Genomic DNA, 23,767 nt, shown 5'->3' on the forward strand with positions numbered 1-23,767 from the left:
CTGCCTTAAACACGATTGGATATTTTTTTAGTTGGAAGTCCCTAATTAGAATCACCCCCTGCGGAGCAAAGCAACGCTAGTTGCAGTACCAATAGCACTACTAAAGATATCAACAAAGCCTTTGACGTTGGCAGAAATACCGTTATAAATTGCCATTCCTCCACCTCCCGCTATCAATACCGCTAAAATTGGTGCAAAGATACTTAGGAAAAACATGAATGCGACATCAGATGCTAATGCTGCACCTGATTTGACCAAGACAACGGCTGTTAGACCTACTAAAATGTTGTATCCCAGTTGGACACCAAATAGAGAAATAAACCCAGTTAACCATGCCCAAATAGGACGACCTTGCAATGGTAAAAGTGATAAACCAACAGCAATAGGTGCAAATAAAGCAGTTAGTAATAATGCTGCTTCTAAAATGTTGACAAATCCCCATTGTAGGGCATAAAGAATTAAGCGAATAATGGGAATAGCCGTATCTCGAAATACACTACCTGGGTCATTGACAAATTGAATAGTAGTACCAATTTGACCAGGCAATGTGCGATTCCAAAGGAATTGAGCAAAATCTTTGAGTGGTTGAAGTGGAGATTCGGCTTTCTCTTCAGCTGCGGTAATAATAGCTTCGGCTTGTTCTCGTTTTGAATCCCAGCATTCAATTAACTCCTCTCCAACTTGTCCCTGACATTCACTGTAAAGATTTTCTAATTGTTGTCTAGCAATACTACTAATAGTAACATTAGTAATCGCCGACTTGAAAGTTAATTCACTAACTTGAATTTTCAGCACATTTTGCACTTGGCTATAAGCAAAGCCTCGGATAAAAAAAATAGTTTTAGCTAGGAAATTACCATTACTACCAAGAAATATCATAATTACAAGTGGCCAAACAAAGATAGCTGCTAATTCTGACCAAGATTGTTTCTCAATAATTTCCTTGCCTGTTGTTAGTGCCACAAATAAAATACTAGCTGCTCCCAAGGTGATACCTAAATCAACTAAGCCGTACCATAAAATAGATGAAGGATCTAAGGTAACTTGCCAAACTAAATTCCAAGATTCAACGGTGGCACGAGATAGTTCTAAGGCACTGGAGACAATATCTAAAGCTTGAGATTCTCCGCCAGTAGCTGGAAGTGATTGAGCAATTAGGTATATCATATTAATTACCAGCTTTGAAAACTAAAAATGACTAAATAATTACTAATTCGTAATTCATAATTCGTAATTAAAGAGGGTACAAGCCCCCACTAAATCAAAGATTTAGTGGTCTACAATCAGTGGTAGGTTCAAGCCTCCACTGATTGCAATTACGTAGGCGGTAGCCTGCCGGAGGCATTATTATCAATTACGAATTATTCTGACGCAAACTTTTAACCACAATAGGAAATTGAAATTTACTGTTCGTCACCCAAAGTTACACCACCAGGCATCATTAGTAATCCAGCTTGTTGAGTCATGGCATTACCAGCAGCTATACTTTTACGTCGGTCAGCAGTGTTAATAGCTGCTAGTTCTTTAGCAGTTTGAGTAAACAAAGTATTGTTTAAGGCACGGTCAATTCTTGCTTGCTGTGCTTCTTGAAATATTCGTTCATTGATTTGACTATTGAGTGCTGTTTGTTGAGACAAGTTTTGTAAAATTTGCTGGGTAACATCCAAGCTTTGAGACTCTTCACCTAAATTGACAATTGCTTGAGTGTCTTGTCGATTAGCTTCCTTAATTTGAGCCATTTGAGTTTGGGCTGTATCTCCTAAAGTTGCTTGATTAGCAATTTCAGTTACAACATTTCTAGTAGTATCCTTGCCGATATCCTGTCGAATACCGTAAGACCTTTGACCATTGGTTTTATTTTCCAAGATTTCCGATAATATTGCTCCAGGGCTTTTACTGGCTGAACCTCCCAAAATCTGATTCCACAATTTAGAAATATCGGGAATTTGGAATGCGCCAATTGTCGAATTAATCAAATCTGTTATGGGATTGAACAAGTCTTGTTGGACAAAGTTTTTTACATCTCCTAGAAAATCATTAATTTGATTTTCAGTATTCTCTACAAAAATATTGCTACTGTTAACTTGATTGCTGTTTGCTGTATTGTTAGCTTGAGTATTAGCTAAAGCTGGTTTATTGATTGAGCTAATACTCAAAAATAATATCATGCTGATGAATTGAATCGAAAAGAATTTGAATTTCATAATCAAACTTCCTTCAGCTTGTGGAGAGCAAAAATTTGAGGCAAGGAAGGAAAACGACTTTGTTAACTAGCAATTAAAGGTCGATTTTCAGCCTGTTCATCAGAGTTAGATTGAGAATGAAATTGATTAGGTTGCACAGTAGATACATCCTGTCCAATATGTTGAAAACCTTTATTTTCCTTTAAAGCTGAAATATACGCATTCGCAAAGGCTCTAAGTCCTAACAGTCTACTTTTAGGGGTATTTGGATACTGTGCCATTACCCGTGTTCTTGCTTCTCGCTCATTTTGGTTATTAGCAACACTGGCCAACATCATTTCCCCTGGGTAAAAACGACTACGCCAAAATCTACCACCTGTTTCTACTAACCAACAGGAATAAAGGTCACTGATCCGGGGCAAAAATGCTTCCGTGGCATTTTGGCTAATGATATGAGCAGGATAACCCAGATAACGTTGAAAAGAAGTAACCCCTGTACTGGTAATACGTCCAGTAATTCGATAAGTCATGTTTTGCATGATTTGAGCGCCAGTTGAACACTCACAAATAGTGTCTGGGTCTTGAGATAGTAGCAATACAGCAATACCTTCTTTACGTCCTGTAGCACAAGTTTCTCCTATCACTTGAGCAAAACCATCTTTACGTAAAAGGACTGAAAGCTCATCACCAATAAACAAACTTTTGGGATGGGATAAAGCATTGCGGATACAGGCAGTATGGGCATTAATCGCCATCAAATACGCATCTTGTTCGTTAGTTAATCCACTCAGAGCAAAGAATTTAATCGCTGGTTCAGGAGAAAATGTACTCGGACGTGCGATCGCTTTCCCTAACCTCGACGCTAGTAATGCACTCACCTGATTTTGAATTTGATTAAGTGCTTGTCGGTCAATCTCTTCAAAAGACCTCAAATTCAGACGTTCTCTCGTACAAAACTTCATAAAATCTGGCAATGTGGGGATTTCCTGCCATTCTGCTGAAAGCCAACCCATCTCAAATGCACGGTTATAACGAGCAATCATATCTGCGTCTTTGAGAAACACATCCAAAGCTTTGACTAGCATTGCATCAACTCTTTGGGCTAAATGGGGATTTTCGACTTTACCCATAGAAATAGCTACCAAAGCCTTACGAATAAAGTCCTTCCAAGATTCCATCCGTCGTTCCCGTTCTGACTTGTCAAACCTACGTAAATCCGGCGGTTCTAGCAGATTACTACTACCACTAGAAATGTCATAATATGCACCTTGTTCACCCAGTAATTCAATCGCTGTTTTAAAAGTGCTGTTACCACCTGCTGAGATATCCATACCAACTACGGGAATATTGTTCACTAAGGCTTCTTGGGCAAATCGCCACCCTAAAACACTCTTGCCTGAGCCAGAAGTACCTGTAATTAAAGCCCGTCCAATTTGTTGATGAAACAAATCTACGTAAATGGGTTTACCACCACGACTAGTTAAAAACTCTACACCTTGCTGATCAATATCTTTAGGAATGGTCAAAGGCATCAATCCAGCAATTGTCTGGGTATCAAGTGTTAAGCGGCGCTCACTCAAATTACCATCATGTAATAAGCGTTTGCAGGTGATAGGTAAAGTTTGTAACCATATTTCCCAAGCAATATTGCGTTCTCTCAGTACCTTGGCGGTTTCAAAACTGTTAGCCAGTAGATTGCAAGCATGAGTTAATTCCTCGGCACTATGACGGTATACTAAAAAGACTGGCGCACAATGTAGAGCTTTTGTACCTTCATACAACCGCCTTTGTGCTTCAAAAGATTCTTCCTGCTTAATTTCTGCACCTATGTCACGCCCCTGTCCTTTAGTTATCGCTACGGTGCGGGCGACTTTAGACTGCTTTGCTTGACGGGCTAAATTGTCTTGAATTAAAAAGTCATTACCACGACTGATTTCCACCCATGCTTCTGTATCATGGACATAACTGGAAGACAGTATTTTCCATACCCATTTGAGTTGTTCTTGGGTATTTGTCCAACCCAGTGGCGGGTCTGTCATTGTCATTACACCGCAGACTTTACCCTTGCCTGTGAGATAAACTCGGTCATGATCTGAGCGATGTTCTGGACTTGCAGAGCGCCCTTGTGTACCTTCAATTAGTAAGGTGCAGATATGTTTGTCTGTGGTTACAGTTTCTGTGAGTTGTAGTCCTGTGGCTGTTTCTTCTAGGGTGATAACTTGGGGAATGGCAGGTGCAGCACCTTCATTAAATCTATTCCACAACCATTGCCATAAATCACCTGCGCTACAAGGTGTGACTTCTAAGCAAATTTTCGTATTTAGTAATACCTCCCATTGAATAAATCCCTGTTGAAAGCCTTGCAGTAATAGCTTTTTGAAGAATGTTTCTTGGTATATGCGTTTATTGCCTGTGATTGATTCTACTACCCAAGAGCCGAAATTACGGCATTTTTCAATCACAGCACCGACAAAATCTTTTTGCTGGGAACTACCTTGTTGATCACTTGTCCAGGTACAAAAGGCTATTTGCTGCCATTGTTGGCGTGTACCTGCATTTTTCAATTCTTCTACTCGCAGTTGTTCATTGCGAATGAGAACAGAAATGGGTTTGAGGTGACAATCATTTGCCAAAACATTGAGTTGGGTTTGGCGTTGGGTATCATCACTGTAGCAGCCTGTACAAAAAGTGATGCGTTCTCCAATTGGTAAATCTTTCATCCCCTCTTCAATAGCATGAGCAAATTCACTAACTTCACTTTCATGTAAGATGTTGTGCAGTCCAGCAATCTGAAAACCAAATACTAGTTGATATTGCGATTGTCCTTGTTCTAATAATAAGGCGGCAACTTGTCGATCATCCTTTTTAATTTCTGCAATACAGCAGATATTGACTTCATTTTGGAAGGGCATAAATCTACTTTTACCTCCATACTGATTTGGTACAATTAGGGGTTTATTTCGGATGTTGATTTGTGAGTCACTGTAGCGACGACGTACCCAAGGAGGACGGTTTTCTGGTAATGGGGAAATGTAAATATTGTTGCAGTTATACCATTCATTTCCGGGTGGTTTACGCCATCTATCTAGAAATTGATGGGGTTGGTTGCCGGTTAATATCCACCAACTGACAATTAGCCAGAATGATGTGGCGAAAAACCAACCCATTCCTAAGCTGAGTAACCCATTAGTAATGATATAAGCAACTATGATGATGGCAATCCAAGGGACAAGTTGCTCTGCTGGTATTGGACCAATGCTGGCTTGTTTACCTAAAATCTGATTAACTTTGATAAATTCGTTACGTGGATTATTTTCCATAACTGATGATAATTTTCAATTAACACAGATACAGGTTTCAGGAGGCAGGAGGACGAAGGCAGTTTTGCTGGAGGAACCCACCCTTAAAAGAATGGGATTGAGGTAAGGACACTTTATACCTGGCGCTACGCGTCTCGGTATAATTCCTTTTTAAAACTCGGCTTTAGACCCAGAAAAGACAGTTTTTATTGATACTTCCACCTCCTGCCCTCTGCCTCCTAACTCCTGCCTTTTTACTTTTAAAATTAGCTGCTGTACCTTACACACCTCCTCCTGTACCATTGCCAATAAATATAAAAGTGATTACATCTATGGCAATGACAATTGCAAAAGCTAAACCAACTTGAGTCACAATTGGCCGCCAATCATTACCTTGTTGTGCTTGGTTATAGGCAAATAAAGAAGCAGCAGCAACCAGCAGTAAGAATGCACCTCTAATTAGGTTAAATGTTAAACCAACAACGTTGGCATCCAATGTGTTAGTACCACCTCCTGCTTGTGAACTTTGTTGGGCTAAAGTGACAAAAAACTGTTCTAATCCACTTAAAAAAATGGCATGGGCTGGAGTTGCAAAAGTGTCGAGTACAGCGGTGACAGCGATAATGGCAGTAACGAGATGCCAAAAGCGAATTTTTCTGCCTAAATAATGTTCTAAAATTGGTACTGTGCGGATTACGTACTCCATACTCAAGAAAATAATGCTGGCACATCCCAAAATAGTCATAAATATGGGTTTAGTCGCCAACAAATAAATTCCCATCGCCAGAGCTATGACAATAAAAATTAAGTCGGTGCGGTTAATTTTCTGGTTTTTCCAGTTGGTGGCAACTTTGGCAGATGGCAGCAGTTTAAACTGAGAATTGGGAGATTTTGGGTGATTCATCTTTCTTTTCTCGGTAAAATTTAACTGATTCAACAATTCTTTTACGCTCAGAATAAAAACTTGTCTTTTGAGACTCGAAGCGCAAGAAATAATGCGCCCTTGTTTCAAACTCCTACATTCATGTATGGAATTTTCTCCTCCGCCCCCTGCACCTTGCCCCTTGTCCTCTGCTTTGACGGATGTATTCTGCTGAACTAAATTTGCATTTCTGATTTGTTAGCTTTGGTTTTACTTTTGTTTTTCTGTTGTTTGGCGGTATCTTGATCAGCTTGTTGAGAACGAGTTGATTGCTGATTGTCTAGTAATGCTTCCATTTCTCGGAGAGGGATACTGCATTGCCTAATTTCAGGGGGTTCTCCTGGTACTAAAACAGCATCAAGCACTAGTTCATTGTGACGATTGGGGTTAAATCCTTGCAGTAGCTGTGTCTGTTTTTCATTAGGCAGTTGCACCACTTCAAAGTCGTACTTGGCTTTACCTTTTTCAGCCCAGGTAAATATTGGTTTATCATCACCGTTAAATTTGTGGGGCAGTTGTGCTTGAAACTTTTGAATTAATGCCTGGGTGGTAGCTTTAAGAGCGTATTCTTCTTTTGACTGTGGCAGTTTGCAGATACCAATTTTTTCATCAGCCGTGAGATTATCTTGGGCTATCGCCCACTGTCCCTGAGTGCAAGTACCCGCAAAAAGTGTTTCCCCTTGGGTATTTTGTAGGGCAATAGCTACGTCCGCAGATATCCCTGTTTGCTCTGTTTGTTTACCCTGTTGTTTCACTTTTAAAGTTTTGTTACTGGAAATGGTAATATTTTCAGGAGTTTCGTCAAATAACTCACTGGCAACATCAGCAAATTCAACTAAAGCATTAGCACAAGCAATTTGTTGTTGTTGGGCTTGGCGTTTTGTCAGATGTCCTAAAACATCATTTTCTGGTTGGTTAGTAGAGTTAGATTGGATAGTTTCTTCTGTAGTTTCTGATGCAATTACAGAACTGTTTTGTTGTGCTGATATCTGCTTTTCTAAGCGACTAACTACCTTTTCTAAACGGTCAAGTCGCTTGGAGATAATTTGCAAGTAATCTTCAATTTGCTGGAGTTGTTCTGTAATGCTGGCATCTTGATCTAACTCAAAAGGTGGCGACTGATTATTGGGATCTAATTGAGAACTCAATTTGTCTACTTTAGAGCCGATTTTCATGGCCGCTACAGCCACTGGATTATCTGCTGTGGATGCTTCAGATACAACTTGAGAATTTGGGGAATTTAAAGAAGTCCGAGAATTTGAAGAAATTTGAGAATTTAAAGAAGTTCGAGAATTTGGAGAAATTTGAAAATTTGAAGAATTTGGTGAATTTATAGAGTCTTGAAATTCATATAAATCAGGTTTTATTTCCTGTAAGCGACTGGTGAGGTTATCTACTCGGTCATTCTGTTTTTGTAGTTGTTTGAGAATGCGTTCTAGCCGCTTTTCATCAGCTTCGGCTGCTAGTTGTTCTAAAACTCCTTGTCCAACAGCAATTCCCAAAGTTGCTAATTGTCCTGCTAATCCTCCCAAATTTACCCCGTTTACTTCTCGTCCATTGGTGGCTGCTGTGGCACTTAAACGGGAAGCTTCGTCTAGTGGTTCTTGGGATTTGGATTTTTTGGTAGCAGTTTTATTAGTTGGGATTTTATCTTGAGTTTTAGTTGGTGTTTTCGGCTGGGACTTACTTTGGGGTTTAGTTACAGTTTTGGCTTGAGGTTTAGTTGAGGCTACACTAACACGACCCTGAGGTAATTCGTCTTCTTCATCTAAGTCGTCTGGGTCATCTAGTTCATTGTTGAAATCGTCGTTTAACAGGTCGTCTAGTTCGTCTTCAATATCATCTATTTCTTCGTTTTCCTCATCTAAATCGAGTAGGTCATCTTTTAATTCATCATCTAAATCATCAAGTTCTGTTTCTGCAAAACCGCAGATTTCCGCAATGTTAGAAGGGGTAAAGTAGTTTTCGTCTTTGTTGGTAATTCCTTCCAGGTTTTTAATCAGGTATTTACCACTGGTTCTGTGTCCAGGGTCACTGGTGAGGTAGAAGCGATAGCCTCTAATCTCGTCATCATCGTCTCCTCCTACGCAGAGTTCTACGGTTATGGGGGCTTTACCTGATTCCTGGCTGTAATTTTCTACACACTCTTTAAAGTCTTCGTGGGACTGGATAGAATCGTTCTGAATTGAGGATGCTATCGCTTTATCGAGTGTGTTTTCTATATGGCGGAGTTTACGGCGGTCTGTCAGGTTTTCCCAGGTGCGATTTTGAGAGCTTTGTTGTCGCTTCGGTTTTGTCAGCGTTTTTGTAGCCATTATGTACTCAACTCTGATTGCCTTAGCACTTAAGCTAACAGGACTTTGTGTAAGATGTCCTAGTCCTATTGGCTATTTATTTTTTGTCCATCTGGCTAATTTTGACAGTTGCTGGTTGAGCAATCGGCTACCATCACATGGAGCGAATGCGTAGTTGTAGCCTTTAGAGGATGGTATTGCTACGCCTGTCAAATAAGTCCCTCAATATAAGCAAAACGTTTTAGGTTCTTCCATAATTACTATGCTAAATTATTTGGACAAATCATAAAACCATTGCCATATAAGGATTTGAAATAACTTCATCGGTTGATTTGACGTAAATTTGGCATCAAAAATCATAAAAACCTTATAAATAAAGAGTTGTGGGGTAAATAAACTCATATTTGGCATAACAAGTACCGAAGAGCCAAATTTTATGAGTTATGAAAATTGACAAATTAGAGATATGAAGAATATATTCAAGAAATTAGTTGGCAGGGTTTAATATGACAGGACATCAGAAAATTAGCAATTTTACTAAAGATTTTTCCTCAGAAAGAAAAGCCAAAATTGCGACTCAAACAGCTAAACTAAAAGAAGAAACAATCGCACTTTACTTTAGGATATTAAGATTAAAATATTAATTAATGAATTCCAACTCAAAAGAATTGGTAATCACTAAACTTAAAAAGGGATTACCTGCTATCACTCCAGCTTTTGGTGCAACACTAGCAGAAGCCTGTGCTGTTTGTTTAAACAGTCAAGGTTATATTCAGGGGATAGAACTCACAGTCAAAGGAGAGTTTACCGCTGTCTTTCAACTATATTGGCAAGAGGTAACAGACCAAATGCTGCGTTGTTGGAACGATAGCGAATATACTACAGAACAGGCAGCTTATGGAATTGCTTTTTTAATTATACAAGAACTTACGGACTATACAGTTATCGAACGCTCTCGCAGAGGAACAGGATTTGATTACTGGTTAGGTAAAAAAGGTGATAACAATGAACTACCATTTCAAAATGCAGTGCGGTTGGAAGTTTCTGGCATCCGTAAAGGCGACGACAGCCGAATAAAAGCTAGAATTAAACAGAAACTTGAGCAAGTCAGCCCCACAGATGGCACACTCCCAGCTTACATCGTGGTTGTTGAATTTAGTAACCCTTTAGCGTTCATAGTCAAAAAATGAGTCAGATTCAAGAGTTACATCAACAAGCTATGGATTTAGCCGAAATGGCACAAGTTGCTAAACTTAAAAATCACTCGGATTTAGCTTCTCAATTATCCCGACAAGCTTTTGAAAAAGAACGATTAGCCGCAGAATTAATAGCAGGTGATTTGGCAGCAGAACCAACCCGTTCCATATTGTATCGTAGTGCCGCAACCTTAGCGATTGACTGTGGAGAAATTCACAGTGCAGAACATTTAATTGCAATTGCTTTATCAGGAAATCCGCCAACTGAAATCGCAGAAGAACTCAAGGATTTATTTGTGCAAATCAATATTCATAAATATTTTCGCCCGTCGTGGTTTGGTATTTGATGAAGCTAAACTTCAGATTCTTAGCTAAAATTAGCTTGAATAAAAAACCTCACTTTTATTTTGATTCTAAGCGATAATGTCAAACTAATACAGCCTAATTTAAAAGTGAAATCAGTTTGATATCACAGCTTGACGTATGCTATGTTTTTATTGTCAGTTTATACTTCATTAACTTGTCGTCTGCTGTATCACTATGCTGAAATTTTGTGAATTAGAACTTGATTTATAATTTGCTGCTTTAACACATCCGCTGCTACTGAAGCAATCATTTCCCAATCTTCCTGCGTCAACATTACTCCAAGCAGTTCGCGTAACACCTGATGATTAGAAATAAACTCTTCACCAAAAAGTTCATCCCTCTGCAACACAGCTTGAATATGTTCTTTAACATTAGGTGGAGGTAGCCTGAATCTTTTCAGCAACTTCTCTCTGACGGTAGCAGATGCTGTAGAAGTCGCAGTTCCTAAATTCCAATCTTTGAGTAACAAACGCACTTCTCGATTCAACGAAATCCGCAAAGTTTTTAAGCGATAAAACAATTCAGAATTCAGCAACAGTTTATCAAAACTAGAACCCCAATCTAAACCAGCACCAAGATTACCACTTACTTCTTCCTCAACTTGGATACTTTTTCTTAACCATTCTTCCTTCAGAAATAAATCCATCGGGGTTGCTAATTCTTGGTTAGAGGTGAACGAAATATAATTAGATTCTTGCTGACTCATTACTTACCCTCACTGCTTTTGTTATAAGAATGCCATACACCGTACTCAAAATAAACCAAAGTGCTAGTTCCACTAAATACGCATTTACAAAAGTGCTATCCTCACGACGAATCAGCTGAACTTACAGTTGCACTTGTTACTGCTTTTTGGTGAAAATGACTGTGATAACAGACTAAAATAGTATCATTAATAGTTGATAATCCTTACGTGTAATAGACAAGATTTACTACCGCTTCTGTACAACCTGTACCAACTTTATCAGTTCAATTCTATATTTTGACTTCGACTCTGGTTTCTATTATTTGATATTTCCTGTTTATGATTTAGCGATGCCTGGGTTGAGTATAGCGACTTCTCAAAGGATATATTTGCTGATAATCGCTCCCTCTCTAAAATCATCTCTTCTAACTCACTTGCGGCTGCTTCTGACAGTGGAAATATCTCCTCACCCGTATGAATATTCCCTCTACAAATCGTTCGCTTATTCTCATTTCGCACAATAAAATCACCACTACGCTGAACATAAGCCGTCCACTGTCCACCAATTTTGAATTGCTCAATTTCCTTACTTTCAGATTGATTGGTTTGTCGCTGTTCATAGGTAATACCAATCGCTTCTACCAAATTATCAAACATTTCCTGCCGCCAAAATTCCCGGTGAATAGCCCGCAATTCCCCAGCATTATTTAACTTTGGTTCTGATTCCACTAATGTCACCTCTGGTAACTCTATCGAATCAGCATTAACCTTGAGGATAATACTAGAACCTTCCGGTTTCAACGTAGCTGCAAATGTAGTTCCAACAGGCAACTTTGGACTATCAGGTGCAAAAGTTCCTAAATTCTGACCATCAATTTGTAATATTGGTGTCCCGTTATAACGATAAAAATCTGGGTGTGATTCTGGTAATTCAAAAACTCCTACTTCTAGAGTCACACTCCGTTTTCTCCATTGCTGACTGGCAAAGTTTTCATCAGCAAAATCATTGTATTTAATTCCCAACACTTTAATTTCTGCAAACTGAAAATCCTGAAGCTGTTGACATACTTCTTCTGTAAATAAATTATATGCCAAAGCCCCTACACCCGCATCCTGACGTGATGTTGCCCAACTATGATCTACGGGAGCAATAATTCGCAAATCTTTGGGGATATTCAGTTCATCTGAATCGTAAATGTTGTCACCAAATTTAGCTGCTAATTTTTCCGCTACTTTAGGTGATAAATCTTTAAAAGCAAATTCAATCACAGGTAATTGCGGATGAATAGTGGCATCAAATGTAATTCCCTTGTCTTCTAAAGATTCCTTCCATTTAATCGCATCTTTCCCAAACGGAACAGTCAAAACATAAGTATCTTGTGGTAATGCTGCACTAGGCATTTCATAATTATGCTCAAACGAAAACGTAATTTCCATCTGTGCTGCCAACTGTAAACATTCCTTACGATGTCGGTCTAATTCTGGACGGGTGTGTTGGGTGTGCCACAGTGCTGCTGCACCCTCAAATCTATCTTCTGAAGTGGTGAATAACTCATCTATTTCGGCTCTATAACTATCGTAAAGTTTGCCCAATTCTTCATTAAATGCTTCTCTATCATCTCCCACCCGTTCTTTAATTTCATCTCTCGATTGTTGAAACCTGGTTTTTAATTCTTCTGCCCATTCTAAAGCATCTACAGATAAGGTTTCTTTGGGAAACAAATAACGAAATTCATGTCTATCTCTGCTACGGATACGAGTTGGTTCCCACAAGGGATTTACTACTTCTCTGGCAATAACATTTATTGCTCCTGGGGCATCTGCTGGCATAGCAAAGGAACGATAAAGTCGGTCATCTTTTTTAAAATCAAAGAAGTAACTGGGATGGGATTCTGACCATTTTTTAGCATCTGCTAATAAATTCGCACCATCAATTTCTTTGATGTCTTCTAATCTTTCAGCACTTTTGGGTGAATCTACTTCTACTTGCAGTGCCTGAAAAAGACGATTTAGCAGCTTCCTTTGTCGTCTGACAAATCGTTCAGTATTTTCACCTTCACGCGGCGTTGAGGACTGGACACGCCCAATGTTTGTCGCTACTAGACCTACTTTATTTTGACTGCTGGCAGCGGCAATTTGCGATAAATCACGGTATTTTAAATTGCCCTCTTCATCTGTAATTTCCGTATATGCCAACTTCGGACGTTGTTTAACTGGTTTAAAATGTCCGGGTTCACCTGCGCGGAGTGTTTCTTTGGCAATATTCGGCAGTTTATTGGCAGGACTAACCATTAATTGGTCGCCGTCAAAGTCGGCTTGGTGATATTCCTCAGCATCTTTGGGGTGAATCCAAACTACATTGCGAGTTTTCTTTAATTCTGGATCATGGACATTGCTGTAAAGACGAATATTGTCTGAGTTGACAATAGGGTAACGGGTGAGAATCACATCTCCTTCTGGTAGATGGGGGACACAAATTGTCCCTCGTGGTAAAGTGTCGCATGGCATGGCCATACCTGAATTATGGCTGTATCCACTTTTAATCGCTAAGTCACGCCATTGATTGGCTATATAATCAGTAGCAAATTTGCGAAATTTTGGTGTTTCAATTAATTGACCATATTTATCGCTGCGGAGTAGAGAAATCCAGCGAGATTCCTGTACTTGATTGTTAGTATTATCATCTATTCCGTTAACAGTTTCTTCTGTTTGTTCTTGTTGCGATTGTTGTTTATCATATTGTTGAATGATGTATTTTGCCAACATCAAGGGATTACTTTGTAACTTGGCTAATTCCTGAGCTTTTGCCTCAGTTGCTTGACTTAAATCTTGTTGAACTGCTGCTTCTGAGTACCAGATGGTAAACTGCCAACTATTATCGTAACTGGTGGCTTTGGCATTACCACGATTACCTATTACTGCTTGGGGAAGTTGATATTCACCACAAGGGATTAAGTCTTGAAGTTGAGATTTTTTGATGCCTTTAATTGAGGAACGATCTATAATAATATCGTAACCCTCGGCATCTGTTAATTTAGCATCTGGTAAAAAAGTTCCTTTCGCTAAAAAGCTGGTTTTTGGAGTTTGCGAGTTATCAGTTTCAGCCCAACATTTCATCCACGCAAATCGAAATTGCAGTGGACAGTTGCTTTCTCCTCCCAGTTGTTTGGCTAGTCGCGGTGAAATCTTGCCGTGACAGTCTCCGGTTTTGTCATCAGCATATTGTGGGTCTGTAAAATCTACGATTTTGACTCGTAAGTTTGTAAATGTTTCTGAACCTTTGTAGCAATTACTAACTAATAATGAACCATAACGACAAGCGGTATCGGGTTCGGTAGTAAATAACCGATTAATTTTTTTCCGCAGTGCATCATCAGCGAAGTAATAATTATCGCCTGAACTAAAGGCTAATTTACGTTTAATTCCGTCTGTAAATGTTCTTTGTCTTAAATGGTTGGCATCTGGATTTTTACTGTCAATTTTCACCAGGAGGAGAGATGGCAATTCTGATGGTTCAAATATTTGTGCTAATAGGGAATTTTTGATAATTTCTGGTTCAGATAAATATCTGCCCTTGCCATTGTTGTACGACCCATCAAAGATAGGTATACTCAGTCCAGAACCTTCTATGACTTTAGTAGTTAAATCCATTACCAGTAATCTATTAGATAGCTGATCTAGCAAGCTTGAGATTCTAATATTTATCCTGGCATGGAATTACACCCAGTGAAATCATCCAAGTGGATATTTTATACACGTCCAAAATTGTTTATCAAAGAAGGCAGGAAGCAGAGGGCAGGAGGAAAAGCAAGACTGCCTCTTGCCTCCTTCAATAGCCTATTTGCTGTCCTAAACTATCTATACCTAAGTACATAAGATAGTGTAGACTTAATATCTACTCGCCACTAATTTTGACGGGTGTAGTAGGTGTCTCCTGGAAGGTGCGAGATGACGAGAAAAATCGAACGCGAATCAATAAACTTTAAACTGCCAAAGCCTTTAGTTAATGCGCTGAGGGCTAAAGCCAGAGAACTCGAAACCACAGCCACAGATTTAGTTATCCAGGGACTAGACTATGTTCTTAATTTAACTCAAGAGCAGACAGGTGAACGTATAGAAAATAATCTAGAAAATCGTCTACACCAACTCGAAACCGAATTACAGAAGTTGACTAACAATATAGAAGCCCGTACAGAGAGCAGTGTAGAAATCAAAGCAGGGCAAGACTCAAAGCGGTTGAGTAACTTAGAACAGAATCTGGAAACATTAGCTAGGCGACTAGATATTTTAGAACAAGCGTTACTTGCTGGTAAATATGGTGGTTCCCAAAAACCTCGTCGATCATCTTACCCATACCAACAGCAAGAAGTAACAATTCAACCCTTTCCCGCCCAAAATTTAGCACAGCGTTTAGGCTTGACTGCATCTTCTCTATCTGCCGAAAGAGAAAAATTAACCACTAAAGAATTTATTAGCTGGACAAGAAACAGAGATCCCAGAAGTATAGGTTGGGAATACCACCCAGAAGATGATTTATATCATCCATTGCCACAATAATTAGCGTCTAATTAAATTCTGTTAGCGTTAAAAATTTTCGTTATGACAAAGCAATATCTAATCGCTAAATATCGTTGTTTGGAAACAACCGTTTTTGATACTCATCTTCTATAAATATACAAATTGTAATTTTTGGTTGTTATATTGTCACCAAATCCATGTATGCTAAATATTAAAGTTTATCTTTATAAATGATGGAAATAAAGCTATGAAAATCGTTCATGGCACTTGGATACCTCACACAGAAACCGACTTTATTCAGTCAGGGTCATTTTATCTGTGGGTAGAAACGCCTGTACCAAAAAGTAGCCGCAATCATAAACAACAGATTCATCCTGGACATCTAGCCAAGGGTGAATTAATCAACTTCTTAGTCCAGGAATTGGGCATTAAAGAACCAGCGCCCCAATTAAGTCAACGCATATCTGCTAAATATTTGGCTTTACCAACTGCCGATAATCAACCCCTGCCTTCACCAGAATTAATTAAGTATCTAGAAATAGAAATCCCCGAAGAATATACAGAATTTCAATATTGGCAAGTGGATTGTTATCAAACCTTAACTTCTGTTAAAAACAATACGCCTGCAATTAATATTATTAGACTGCTCAATGATATCCATTTTTTAGCAATTAATAAAGGAAGTGATATTCAACTCGGTTCTGATTTATTATTTTGGTATCACTATACGCAATCATTTAAACAAATAATTCTCAAAGACCAATATATCCCGACTCTCAAATATCGCCAATTAGAAACTCCTCCACCCAAAGGTAAAAGTAAAAAACCGATTCCACCTGCGTTTGAAATCTATGCTGGTTGGTCAATTATTTCTGAGCAGTATGAAGCTAATATTCAAAAATATATTGAATATATGCCCTTGATTTGTGTGGCAGGTTCAAACGTAGAAAATGAAAATATTGAGTTTTTTGATGAAAAAACGCTGTTACGTCACTTTTCTGAATCTATCCTCAATAATATAGTTGCTCACACTCCCTCTACTGCTGCCTTTGATAAACAAATTACAGATTCCTTGGTTTACTATTGTTTTTCTCAACAACATAATCCCCGCACAGCGAATATAACTTTAGAGGAATACAAACAATGGCAGACATGGAAAAGTAAAATTACTCGCTCCCAATCAGAATTACCTTTTCATCTCTGTTTTCAATTAAATTCACCTGCTGCTGAACAAATAGATAACTGGGAAATGCAGTTTTTGGTATCTAGTAAACAAGATCCTTCTCTCAAGTTACCTTTAGCAGATTATTGGCCAATGAGTCAAAAGTCTAAAACAGGTGTACAGAAGGAGTATGGTAAAGACTTTGAAACTAATTTGCTGTTAAATTTAGGATATGCAGCACGAATGTATCCGCAGTTATGGCAAGGATTAGAAACAGATACTCCCGTGGGAATGCAATTAACATTAGAAGAGGCATTTTCATTCCTCCAAGAAAGTGCTTGGGTGTTAGAAGATGCAGGTTTTAAAGTTACTGTTCCGGCTTGGTATACCCCTGCTGGTCGTCGTCGTGCTAAACTGCGACTCAAGGCTTCTGGTAAAAGTCGTTCTGCAACTAAGGGAGAAAACAAAAGCTATTTTGGTTTGAATTCTTTGGTGCAGTATGAATATGAATTAGCAATTGGTGAAAAAGCTGTTACTAAGCAAGAATGGGAGCAATTAATTAATGCTAAAGCTCCTTTAGTACATTTTCGCGGTCAGTGGATGGAATTAGACCGTGATAAAATGCAGCAATTACTAGAATTTTGGCAATCTCATGGTGATGAAAAACCAGAGATGTCTGTGCTGGAATTTCTCCAACGTAATGCTGAATCTGGGGAAGATTGGGATATTGAACATGATGAGATTTTGTCAGATATGATGGCGAAATTACAAGATAAAAGTAGTTTAGAGCCAATTTCTGACCAGTTAAATCTGCAAGGTAATCTGCGCGAATATCAAAAGCGTGGTGTGGCTTGGTTAGAATATTTGGAACGTTTGGGTTTAAATGGCTGTTTAGCGGACGATATGGGTTTAGGTAAGTCGGTACAGGTAATTGCTAGACTTGTCCAGGAGCGAGAATTGCTTGCTTCTGAGGAGGAGATAGAAAGAGGGGGAGATGAGGGAGATGGGGAAAATAAGGGAAATAAAGGGAATAAGGGGGAGAAACGCAACAGGGGGGACAGACAAACAAAATTATCTAATGTGCCACCAACTCTGTTAATTGCACCTACTTCTGTGGTTGGTAACTGGCAGAAGGAAATTGCTAAATTTGCTCCGCATCTTCAGAGCATGATACATCATGGAAGCGATCGCATCCAAACTGCTCCTGAGTTCAAAACCGCTTGTCAACAAAATGATGTCGTCATTACCTCCTTTACCTTAGCTCGCAAAGATGAAAAACTACTGCATAGTATAAAATGGCAACGAATTGTTTTAGATGAAGCGCAAAATATTAAAAATCCTAAAGCTGCACAAACCAAAGCTATTCTCAAACTTTCAGCTAAACACCGACTGGCTTTAACAGGAACTCCGGTGGAAAACCGTTTGTTAGATTTATGGTCAATTTTTAATTTTCTCAATCCTGGTTACTTGGGTAAAGAAGCACAATTTCGTAAATCTTTTGAGATTCCTATTCAAAAAGATAACGACAGAATAAAATCAAGTACCCTGAAGAAATTAGTTGAACCCTTAATTTTACGTCGCGTTAAAACAGATAAATCTATTATTAACGATTTACCTGATAAAGTTGAACAAAAACTCTACACCAATTTGACCAAAGAACAAGCTTCATTGTATGAAGTAGTTGTTAAAGATGTAGAAGAGAAATTACAAACAGTGGAAGGAATTCAACGCAAAGGTTTGATTCTTTCTACTTTGATGAAGTTGAAACAAATTTGTAATCATCCTGCTCAGTTTTTACAGGATAATAGCGAATTTTCAACAGAACGCTCTCACAAACTTAGCCGTTTAGTAGAAATGGTAGATGAGGCTGTTTCTGAAGGGGAAAGTTTATTGATATTTAGTCAATTTACGGAGGTATGCGAACAAGTAGAAAAATACATTAAACACAATTTACGTTGCAATACTTACTATTTGCATGGTGGCACAAGTCGTCCACGTCGAGAAAAGATGATTACGGAATTTCAAGAACCCGACACAGAAGCTTCTGTATTTATATTGTCACTAAAAGCAGGTGGTGTAGGGATTACTTTAACTAAAGCTAATCACGTTTTTCATTTTGATAGATGGTGGAATCCAGCAGTGGAAAATCAAGCCACAGATAGAGCTTTTCGGATTGGACAGCAAAAGAATGTGTTTGTGCATAAATTTGTGGCTATTGGTACTTTAGAAGAGAAAATTGACCAGATGATAGAAGATAAGAAAAAACTTGCTAATGCTGTGGTTGGCAATGATGAATCTTGGTTAACTGAGTTAGATAATGATGCTTTCAAACAATTAATTGCTTTAAATAAAAGTGCGATTTTGGAGTAAAATATTATGGTTAAATTTAGTCGGACATGGTGGGGTGATAGGTTTATTAAAGCATTAGAAAATTTTACTGATGATGGTCGCTTGCAACGAGGACGTTCCTATGCAAGTAGTGGTAAAGTTCTGAATTTTGAAATTGAACAAAATCACATTACTGCTAGAGTTAAAGGTTCAGTTAATCCTTACTTTGGTGTGTATAAAGAACCAACTTACAATATTTCCATTGAAATTAAATCAATTCCTAAAAGCAGTTGGAATGAAGCTATTGACAAGCTATCATCTAAAGCTAGTATTGTTTCTAGATTGCTGCTGAATGAAGTCCCAGAGAATATTGAAGATACTTTTAAACAATTGGGACTAAATTTATTACCCCATAGCAGTAAAGACTTTCAAACTAAATGTTCCTGTCCAGATTATGCTAATCCCTGTAAACATATTGCTGGTGTTTATTATTTAGTTGCGTCCCAATTGGATAATAATCCATTTCTGTTATTTGAATTGCGGGGATTATCAAAAGAGGAACTTCAGACTAAACTAGCTAAATCTAATTTAGGTAAAGCACTTTCACAGGAATTGAATACTCAAGAAGTTAGTTTAGAATCTTCTACTTCGTTTTATACCAAACTAGAAAAACAATCTGTTGATGAAAAGCCAAGTGTGAGAGAATTTTGGTTAGGGAAAAAGCGTTTACCCCAAACTATAGAAGTGCCAAGTTCTAGTGGTATATCGGCAATTCTTGTCAAGAAACAGGGTGATTTTCCGGCTTTTTGGCATAAAGATAATTCTTTTATTGAAACGATGGAGGAACTTTATCAACGGGTGAAAACGAAAAATCAAAGTTTACTTTAATTTTAGCAGCATAAACTGTTTTTGGTGCAGCAAGTGTGGACAAATACCACATAGAGATACTTACTATTTTTTAAAAAAATGTCCACAATTTGTGGACAAAAATCGAAGTTCTTAATCTTTCACAACCGGGTTAGGTGCTAGTTCCCGCAAAAATGTCCACAATTTGTGGACGATAAGCAAAACCTACGCAAGATCCTATTCCTTCTAGCGATCGCATTCTCAGGTTTTTATCGGGTAATGCGGAGAATTTTATCCCGCTGTGGAGGGCAATTTTCCCGTCCATCACAGTTACTGGTAGTGACATATAATTCACCATCTAGACCCATAATCGCCTCTCGCAGTCGTCCATATTGACCTTGCAAATACACCTCATGACGCTCAACTTGTTGGAAAGACCGGGGGTTGAAAACGACACGCTGCAAATGTTGGGAACGCAGGGTAGCAATAATTAAGCTACCTTTCCACTCAGAAATAGAATTGCCAGTATAAATTGCTGCACCACCAGGAGGTAAAGCCTCACGCCAAACAATCGACGGAGTAACCATTCCTTTCTTTGATTCACAACGGTAGATAGTAGGCCAACCCAGATTGTCTCCTGCTTTTGCTAAACTGAGTTCATCGTGACCCCTTCTACCCAAATCTCCACTAGGCCCGTGGTCTGTTACCCATAATGTGGATTGATCACGTCAATCAAACCCCTGAGTGTTGCGAATCCCAGTGATATAGACAGGATTTTTAGCAAATGGATTATCTGGGGGTACTTGTCCGTCAGGAGTCACACGCAGAATTTTACCAGCAAGACTATTTACATCCTGGGAACTTTGCGGTTCTCTAGCATCACCAGTACCAATGTAAAGCATTCCATCTGGTCCAAAGCGAATGCGACCCCCATTATGAAATTGTGCTACGGGAATATTATCAACAATTACTCGATCTGGGGAAGCACTGAGTCCATTCTGCGATAGTTGCCATCTTTCCACACGATTAACCTGTGATCCATTTCGATCAGCAGTGTAGTAAATGTAAAAAAATCGGTTTTTAGCAAAGTTAGGATGAGTGGCAATACCAAGTAAACCATCTTCACCACTTTCTGTCACATTGATAGTAGCTACTGGTTTAGGAATAAGTTTACCATTCCGCACGAGGCGGACTCGTCCAGGTCGTTCGGTAACTAACATATCTCTATTTGGCAGGAAAGCTATTCCCCAAGGAACTTCTAGACCTGTTACCACTTCTTCTACCCGCAGTTTTACTTGTCCTTGGGAACCGAAGCCATTTTCTACTAAGGTACAGGCTTGATTGATAGTAGCAGTTTGTTGGCTGACTTGTTTGGCTGTTTGTGTTTGTTGATTATTAGTGTTTGCGGACTCAGTTGTTGCTAAGTTGCAAGCTGAAATTCCTACTAAGACCATGCCGAAAAGTAATTTTGCTGCCAGAGTTTTTGTCTGTTCCATGATTTGTTTTGTCTACAAAATTGCTACCTGCATGGTCTTGGGAATGGCTCAATATTCAACAATACAGCAAAAGCAAAAATTGTTAATTATTAATTTCATACAAATTAAACACTCCTGATTTTTTACCTTTCTACGTTTTTTTGTATTTTAATCTTTAAAGCTGTTAGCATAGCGTGCCGTATGACTCTTACGTCGTCACGCCAGCTATAGGCATTAGCTGACGGCTGAATACTTACGATTTGACTTAGTAAATCAATCTCAAGAGCGGGTTAATGGATCAATTGGTATATTTGGATCAATCGCAATCACGGTGATTTTAGCATTCTCCACCACCGTATTTCCCATAATTGTATTGTGCATTGCCTCAAACTTCGATTCTTCTTCAGCAATGCGTTCGTAGTGCAGAATGACATGATAATGCTTGGCAATTGGTTCTCCAGAGTCTGAACGCTCCACTGTTTCCCAATTTATATTTTGTCTTTCTTCCGCTATTCGGCGATACTCATCAGCTAGTTGTTCTAAGGCAATGGCGATGGCGTGTTCTTTTGTTTGACCATAACATTGCCAATTCTGTCTGGTATCATCCAAAGACGATGACATCTGGCAAATGTACTGTCCATTGTCTTGAGGCTGTACTGTGATTGTAATACTTCCAGTAGTGTCGTTGTTCACTTCCGTCATAATATAAAATGAGCTTGAAAGGCGAGGTTTAAAACCTTGAATAAAACGAAACAATTGTCAATTAATCAAAGATTTCTGTCCTTTCAATAACAAACCATTCATGATACAAAATTGCTAGAAAGAAGTTTTCATTTTTTAGACGGTCGCAAACTGTCATAAAGCCAGAAAAGAATGGATCATCTTCATAGGTGGTATCCGATAAAAATAGCGTGAGTGATTTTTTATCTTCAGCCCAAATAGAACGGATTATGGAAATATTGGGGTGATGAGATTTATCCACAGGTAATAATACTGGATATCCATCAATTTCCATAAATTCCGGTTCCTCATATTGCAAAACAGATGACCAATCTTCTGGTCCTTCATGTTTTTCAATAATCCTATCCCACCTAACCAGTTTGATTTTTTCTAAAGTTTCAGGTGATAAATCTGATAGTTTCATAAGTGTTACTTAGGTTTTTTTGCCCCTTTACAAAATTTGACTGTTGCAAGAATCTATACGTTATTCACACGAACAGGACGATGATATCAATTCTATTAACTTACTTTAGTTGTTTGTTTAGCAACCAAATATTGCTCGATGGCTTCACGAATCAAATCGGGTACTGTACATTTTTCCAGATCAGCCAGATTTTTAAGATGCTGCTTCATCTGTGGATGCATCAATACTTTCACTTGTTCTGAAAGTGGCTCATCTCTGCCATAGTCAAAGCGATACTTGGTTCCAAAATCGGGATTACCACCAGGTCTCGCCATTAGTTCCACACTTGTAACGACAATCTAAATTATATCGCAATTAGCATCAGACAAATATTTCTAAATCAGATACCTTAATTGCGTAGTACTACGTTATAATTTTGATGATAACTAACCAGGAGCGCAAGTAAGATGATTGATGCGCCGCTTGACAACATTATCACCACTATCAGTGACAATTTGGCTGTTGATGCTAAAAATGGTGATACTACAATAGCAATATTTGCGACGGAAGAATTAACTGAAGAAGAAGAGCGCGATCGCTTCCGTTTAGAGCGTCAAGTGGAGAGAGCGTTTTCCGCAGCGGGGAAAGCCTTGAGACAACTGAGAGATAGAAAGCTATATCGCAGCACTCACAAAACCTTTGAGGAATACTGCAAAGATAGGTTTAGTTATAATCGTTCTCGTTCCTATCAACTCATCGACGCAGCCGATGTTGTGGACAACCTGGAAGAATGTCCACAAATTGTGGACATTTTACCAACCGCTGAAGGACAGGTGCGACCACTGACAAAGTTGGAAGCTGAGGAACAAGTTAGCTGTTGGCAGGAAGCAGTAGCAGCAGTTGGTGGTAAAGTACCATCAGGACGGATTGTTAAAAGTATTGTGGACAAATTACGCGAGAAAACGAACCTACCCAACCCCTACTATCTAGGACAAGTGTGTCAAATCCTACCTAAAGACATTCCAGAACTCAAGGGTAAAAATGGTTGTTGGGGAATTATTACTCATGTTGGTAGTTATAGTTGCAGAATTACTACCTGGAACGGAGAGTATCTAGTTAAGATAGAAAACCTTAAGTCCTTGGATTATGATGAGACTGAGTGTAAATATATGCAGCACTTGTGTCAGCGTCTTGTCAGGTTGCATCAAGTGGGAAATCTTGATGATGCTGTGGGTTGGTTACTAACTGGTTTAGGTAAGCGATATCAGCCATTTTTGACCCCACTGCAAGAAAAGTTTCTGACGATAGCTGAAGAAGAGTTTGGACTGATCTAATTGTCTAAGTACATCAGGAATTACGCAGGTAGATTA

At 38.8% G+C, this 23,767-nt stretch carries 16 protein-coding genes and 2 pseudogenes; 7 read left to right on the top strand and 11 right to left on the bottom strand.

The window, feature by feature from the left end; translation table 11 throughout:
* Nucleotides 1-51: 51 nt before the first annotated feature.
* From ACOWPH_RS30330 to ACOWPH_RS30350, 5 genes are all read right to left on the bottom strand, one after another.
* Nucleotides 52-1,167, bottom strand: a complete 1,116-nt coding sequence (locus ACOWPH_RS30330) for a hypothetical protein (RefSeq protein ID WP_015217600.1) — start codon at nt 1,165-1,167, stop codon at nt 52-54.
* Between the two features lie 236 nt (nt 1,168-1,403).
* Entirely contained in the window at nt 1,404-2,204 is an 801-nt protein-coding gene (locus ACOWPH_RS30335) for a hypothetical protein (protein ID WP_015217601.1), read from the bottom strand.
* Nucleotides 2,205-2,266: 62 nt separating this feature from the next.
* Nucleotides 2,267-5,503: a hypothetical protein gene (locus ACOWPH_RS30340; RefSeq protein ID WP_015217602.1), complete on the bottom strand. Its 3,237-nt coding sequence runs from the start codon at nt 5,501-5,503 to the stop codon at nt 2,267-2,269.
* A 259-nt stretch (nt 5,504-5,762) separates the two neighbouring features.
* Nucleotides 5,763-6,386 carry a hypothetical protein gene (locus tag ACOWPH_RS30345; RefSeq protein WP_015217603.1) on the bottom strand — a complete coding sequence of 208 codons (624 nt, stop codon included), beginning with the start codon at nt 6,384-6,386 and terminating at the stop codon, nt 5,763-5,765.
* A gap of 194 nt (nt 6,387-6,580) precedes the next feature.
* Nucleotides 6,581-8,719 (bottom strand): hypothetical protein, encoded by a 2,139-nt coding sequence (locus tag ACOWPH_RS30350; protein ID WP_015217604.1) that lies wholly within the window; start codon nt 8,717-8,719, stop codon nt 6,581-6,583.
* A 626-nt stretch (nt 8,720-9,345) separates the two neighbouring features.
* Between ACOWPH_RS30350 and ACOWPH_RS30355 the strand changes: the two genes are divergently transcribed.
* Both ACOWPH_RS30355 and ACOWPH_RS30360 read left to right on the top strand, forming a co-directional pair.
* Nucleotides 9,346-9,888, top strand: a complete 543-nt coding sequence (locus ACOWPH_RS30355; RefSeq protein WP_015217606.1) for a hypothetical protein — start codon at nt 9,346-9,348, stop codon at nt 9,886-9,888.
* Nucleotides 9,885-10,241: a hypothetical protein gene (locus ACOWPH_RS30360; protein WP_422665769.1), complete on the top strand. Its 357-nt coding sequence runs from the start codon at nt 9,885-9,887 to the stop codon at nt 10,239-10,241. Before ACOWPH_RS30355 ends, ACOWPH_RS30360 begins: the two co-directional genes overlap by 4 nt.
* A 191-nt stretch (nt 10,242-10,432) precedes the next feature.
* Here ACOWPH_RS30360 and ACOWPH_RS30365 read toward each other — a convergent pair whose 3' ends face one another.
* Both ACOWPH_RS30365 and ACOWPH_RS30370 read right to left on the bottom strand, forming a co-directional pair.
* On the bottom strand, nt 10,433-10,966 hold the full coding sequence (locus tag ACOWPH_RS30365) for a hypothetical protein (protein WP_015217608.1): 534 nt from the start codon (nt 10,964-10,966) through the stop codon (nt 10,433-10,435).
* Nucleotides 10,967-11,224: 258 nt separating this feature from the next.
* Nucleotides 11,225-14,596 (bottom strand): RNA dependent RNA polymerase, encoded by a 3,372-nt coding sequence (locus ACOWPH_RS30370; protein WP_015217609.1) that lies wholly within the window; start codon nt 14,594-14,596, stop codon nt 11,225-11,227.
* Between the two features lie 297 nt (nt 14,597-14,893).
* Here ACOWPH_RS30370 and ACOWPH_RS30375 point away from each other — a divergent pair, with 297 nt between their 5' ends.
* The 4 genes and pseudogenes from ACOWPH_RS30375 (at nt 14,894) to ACOWPH_RS30390 (ending at nt 19,841) form a co-directional block, all read left to right on the top strand.
* Nucleotides 14,894-15,502: a hypothetical protein gene (locus tag ACOWPH_RS30375; RefSeq protein WP_015217610.1), complete on the top strand. Its 609-nt coding sequence runs from the start codon at nt 14,894-14,896 to the stop codon at nt 15,500-15,502.
* A gap of 1,414 nt (nt 15,503-16,916) precedes the next feature.
* Nucleotides 16,917-17,264 (top strand): annotated as a pseudogene (locus ACOWPH_RS30380) (SNF2 helicase-associated domain-containing protein); the annotation flags it as partial.
* Between the two features lie 117 nt (nt 17,265-17,381).
* The gene (locus ACOWPH_RS30385) at nt 17,382-18,995 is read left to right on the top strand and encodes a DEAD/DEAH box helicase (protein ID WP_371834364.1); all 1,614 of its coding nucleotides are present in this window, start codon (nt 17,382-17,384) and stop codon (nt 18,993-18,995) included.
* 6 nt (nt 18,996-19,001) lie between these two features.
* Nucleotides 19,002-19,841: an SWIM zinc finger family protein gene (locus ACOWPH_RS30390; RefSeq protein WP_015217612.1), complete on the top strand. Its 840-nt coding sequence runs from the start codon at nt 19,002-19,004 to the stop codon at nt 19,839-19,841.
* Nucleotides 19,842-20,068: 227 nt separating this feature from the next.
* Here ACOWPH_RS30390 and ACOWPH_RS30395 read toward each other — a convergent pair.
* The 4 genes and pseudogenes from ACOWPH_RS30395 to ACOWPH_RS30410 all read right to left on the bottom strand — a co-directional run bounded on the left by ACOWPH_RS30395 (nt 20,069) and on the right by ACOWPH_RS30410 (nt 22,732).
* Nucleotides 20,069-21,295, bottom strand: a pseudogene (locus tag ACOWPH_RS30395) (PQQ-dependent sugar dehydrogenase).
* Between the two features lie 258 nt (nt 21,296-21,553).
* Nucleotides 21,554-21,976, bottom strand: a complete 423-nt coding sequence (locus tag ACOWPH_RS30400; protein ID WP_015217613.1) for a hypothetical protein — start codon at nt 21,974-21,976, stop codon at nt 21,554-21,556.
* A 61-nt stretch (nt 21,977-22,037) separates the two neighbouring features.
* Nucleotides 22,038-22,418 carry a hypothetical protein gene (locus ACOWPH_RS30405; protein WP_015217614.1) on the bottom strand — a complete coding sequence of 127 codons (381 nt, stop codon included), beginning with the start codon at nt 22,416-22,418 and terminating at the stop codon, nt 22,038-22,040.
* A 95-nt stretch (nt 22,419-22,513) separates the two neighbouring features.
* Nucleotides 22,514-22,732, bottom strand: a complete 219-nt coding sequence (locus ACOWPH_RS30410; protein WP_015217615.1) for a hypothetical protein — start codon at nt 22,730-22,732, stop codon at nt 22,514-22,516.
* Between the two features lie 132 nt (nt 22,733-22,864).
* Between ACOWPH_RS30410 and ACOWPH_RS30415 the strand changes: the two genes are divergently transcribed.
* Nucleotides 22,865-23,731, top strand: a complete 867-nt coding sequence (locus tag ACOWPH_RS30415) for a hypothetical protein (protein ID WP_015217616.1) — start codon at nt 22,865-22,867, stop codon at nt 23,729-23,731.
* The last annotated feature ends 36 nt before the right edge of the window (nt 23,732-23,767 follow it).

The sequence above is a fragment of the Anabaena sp. PCC 7938 genome (genome assembly GCF_049315035.1).
In the GTDB taxonomy this organism is placed as follows: domain Bacteria; phylum Cyanobacteriota; class Cyanobacteriia; order Cyanobacteriales; family Nostocaceae; genus Anabaena; species Anabaena cylindrica.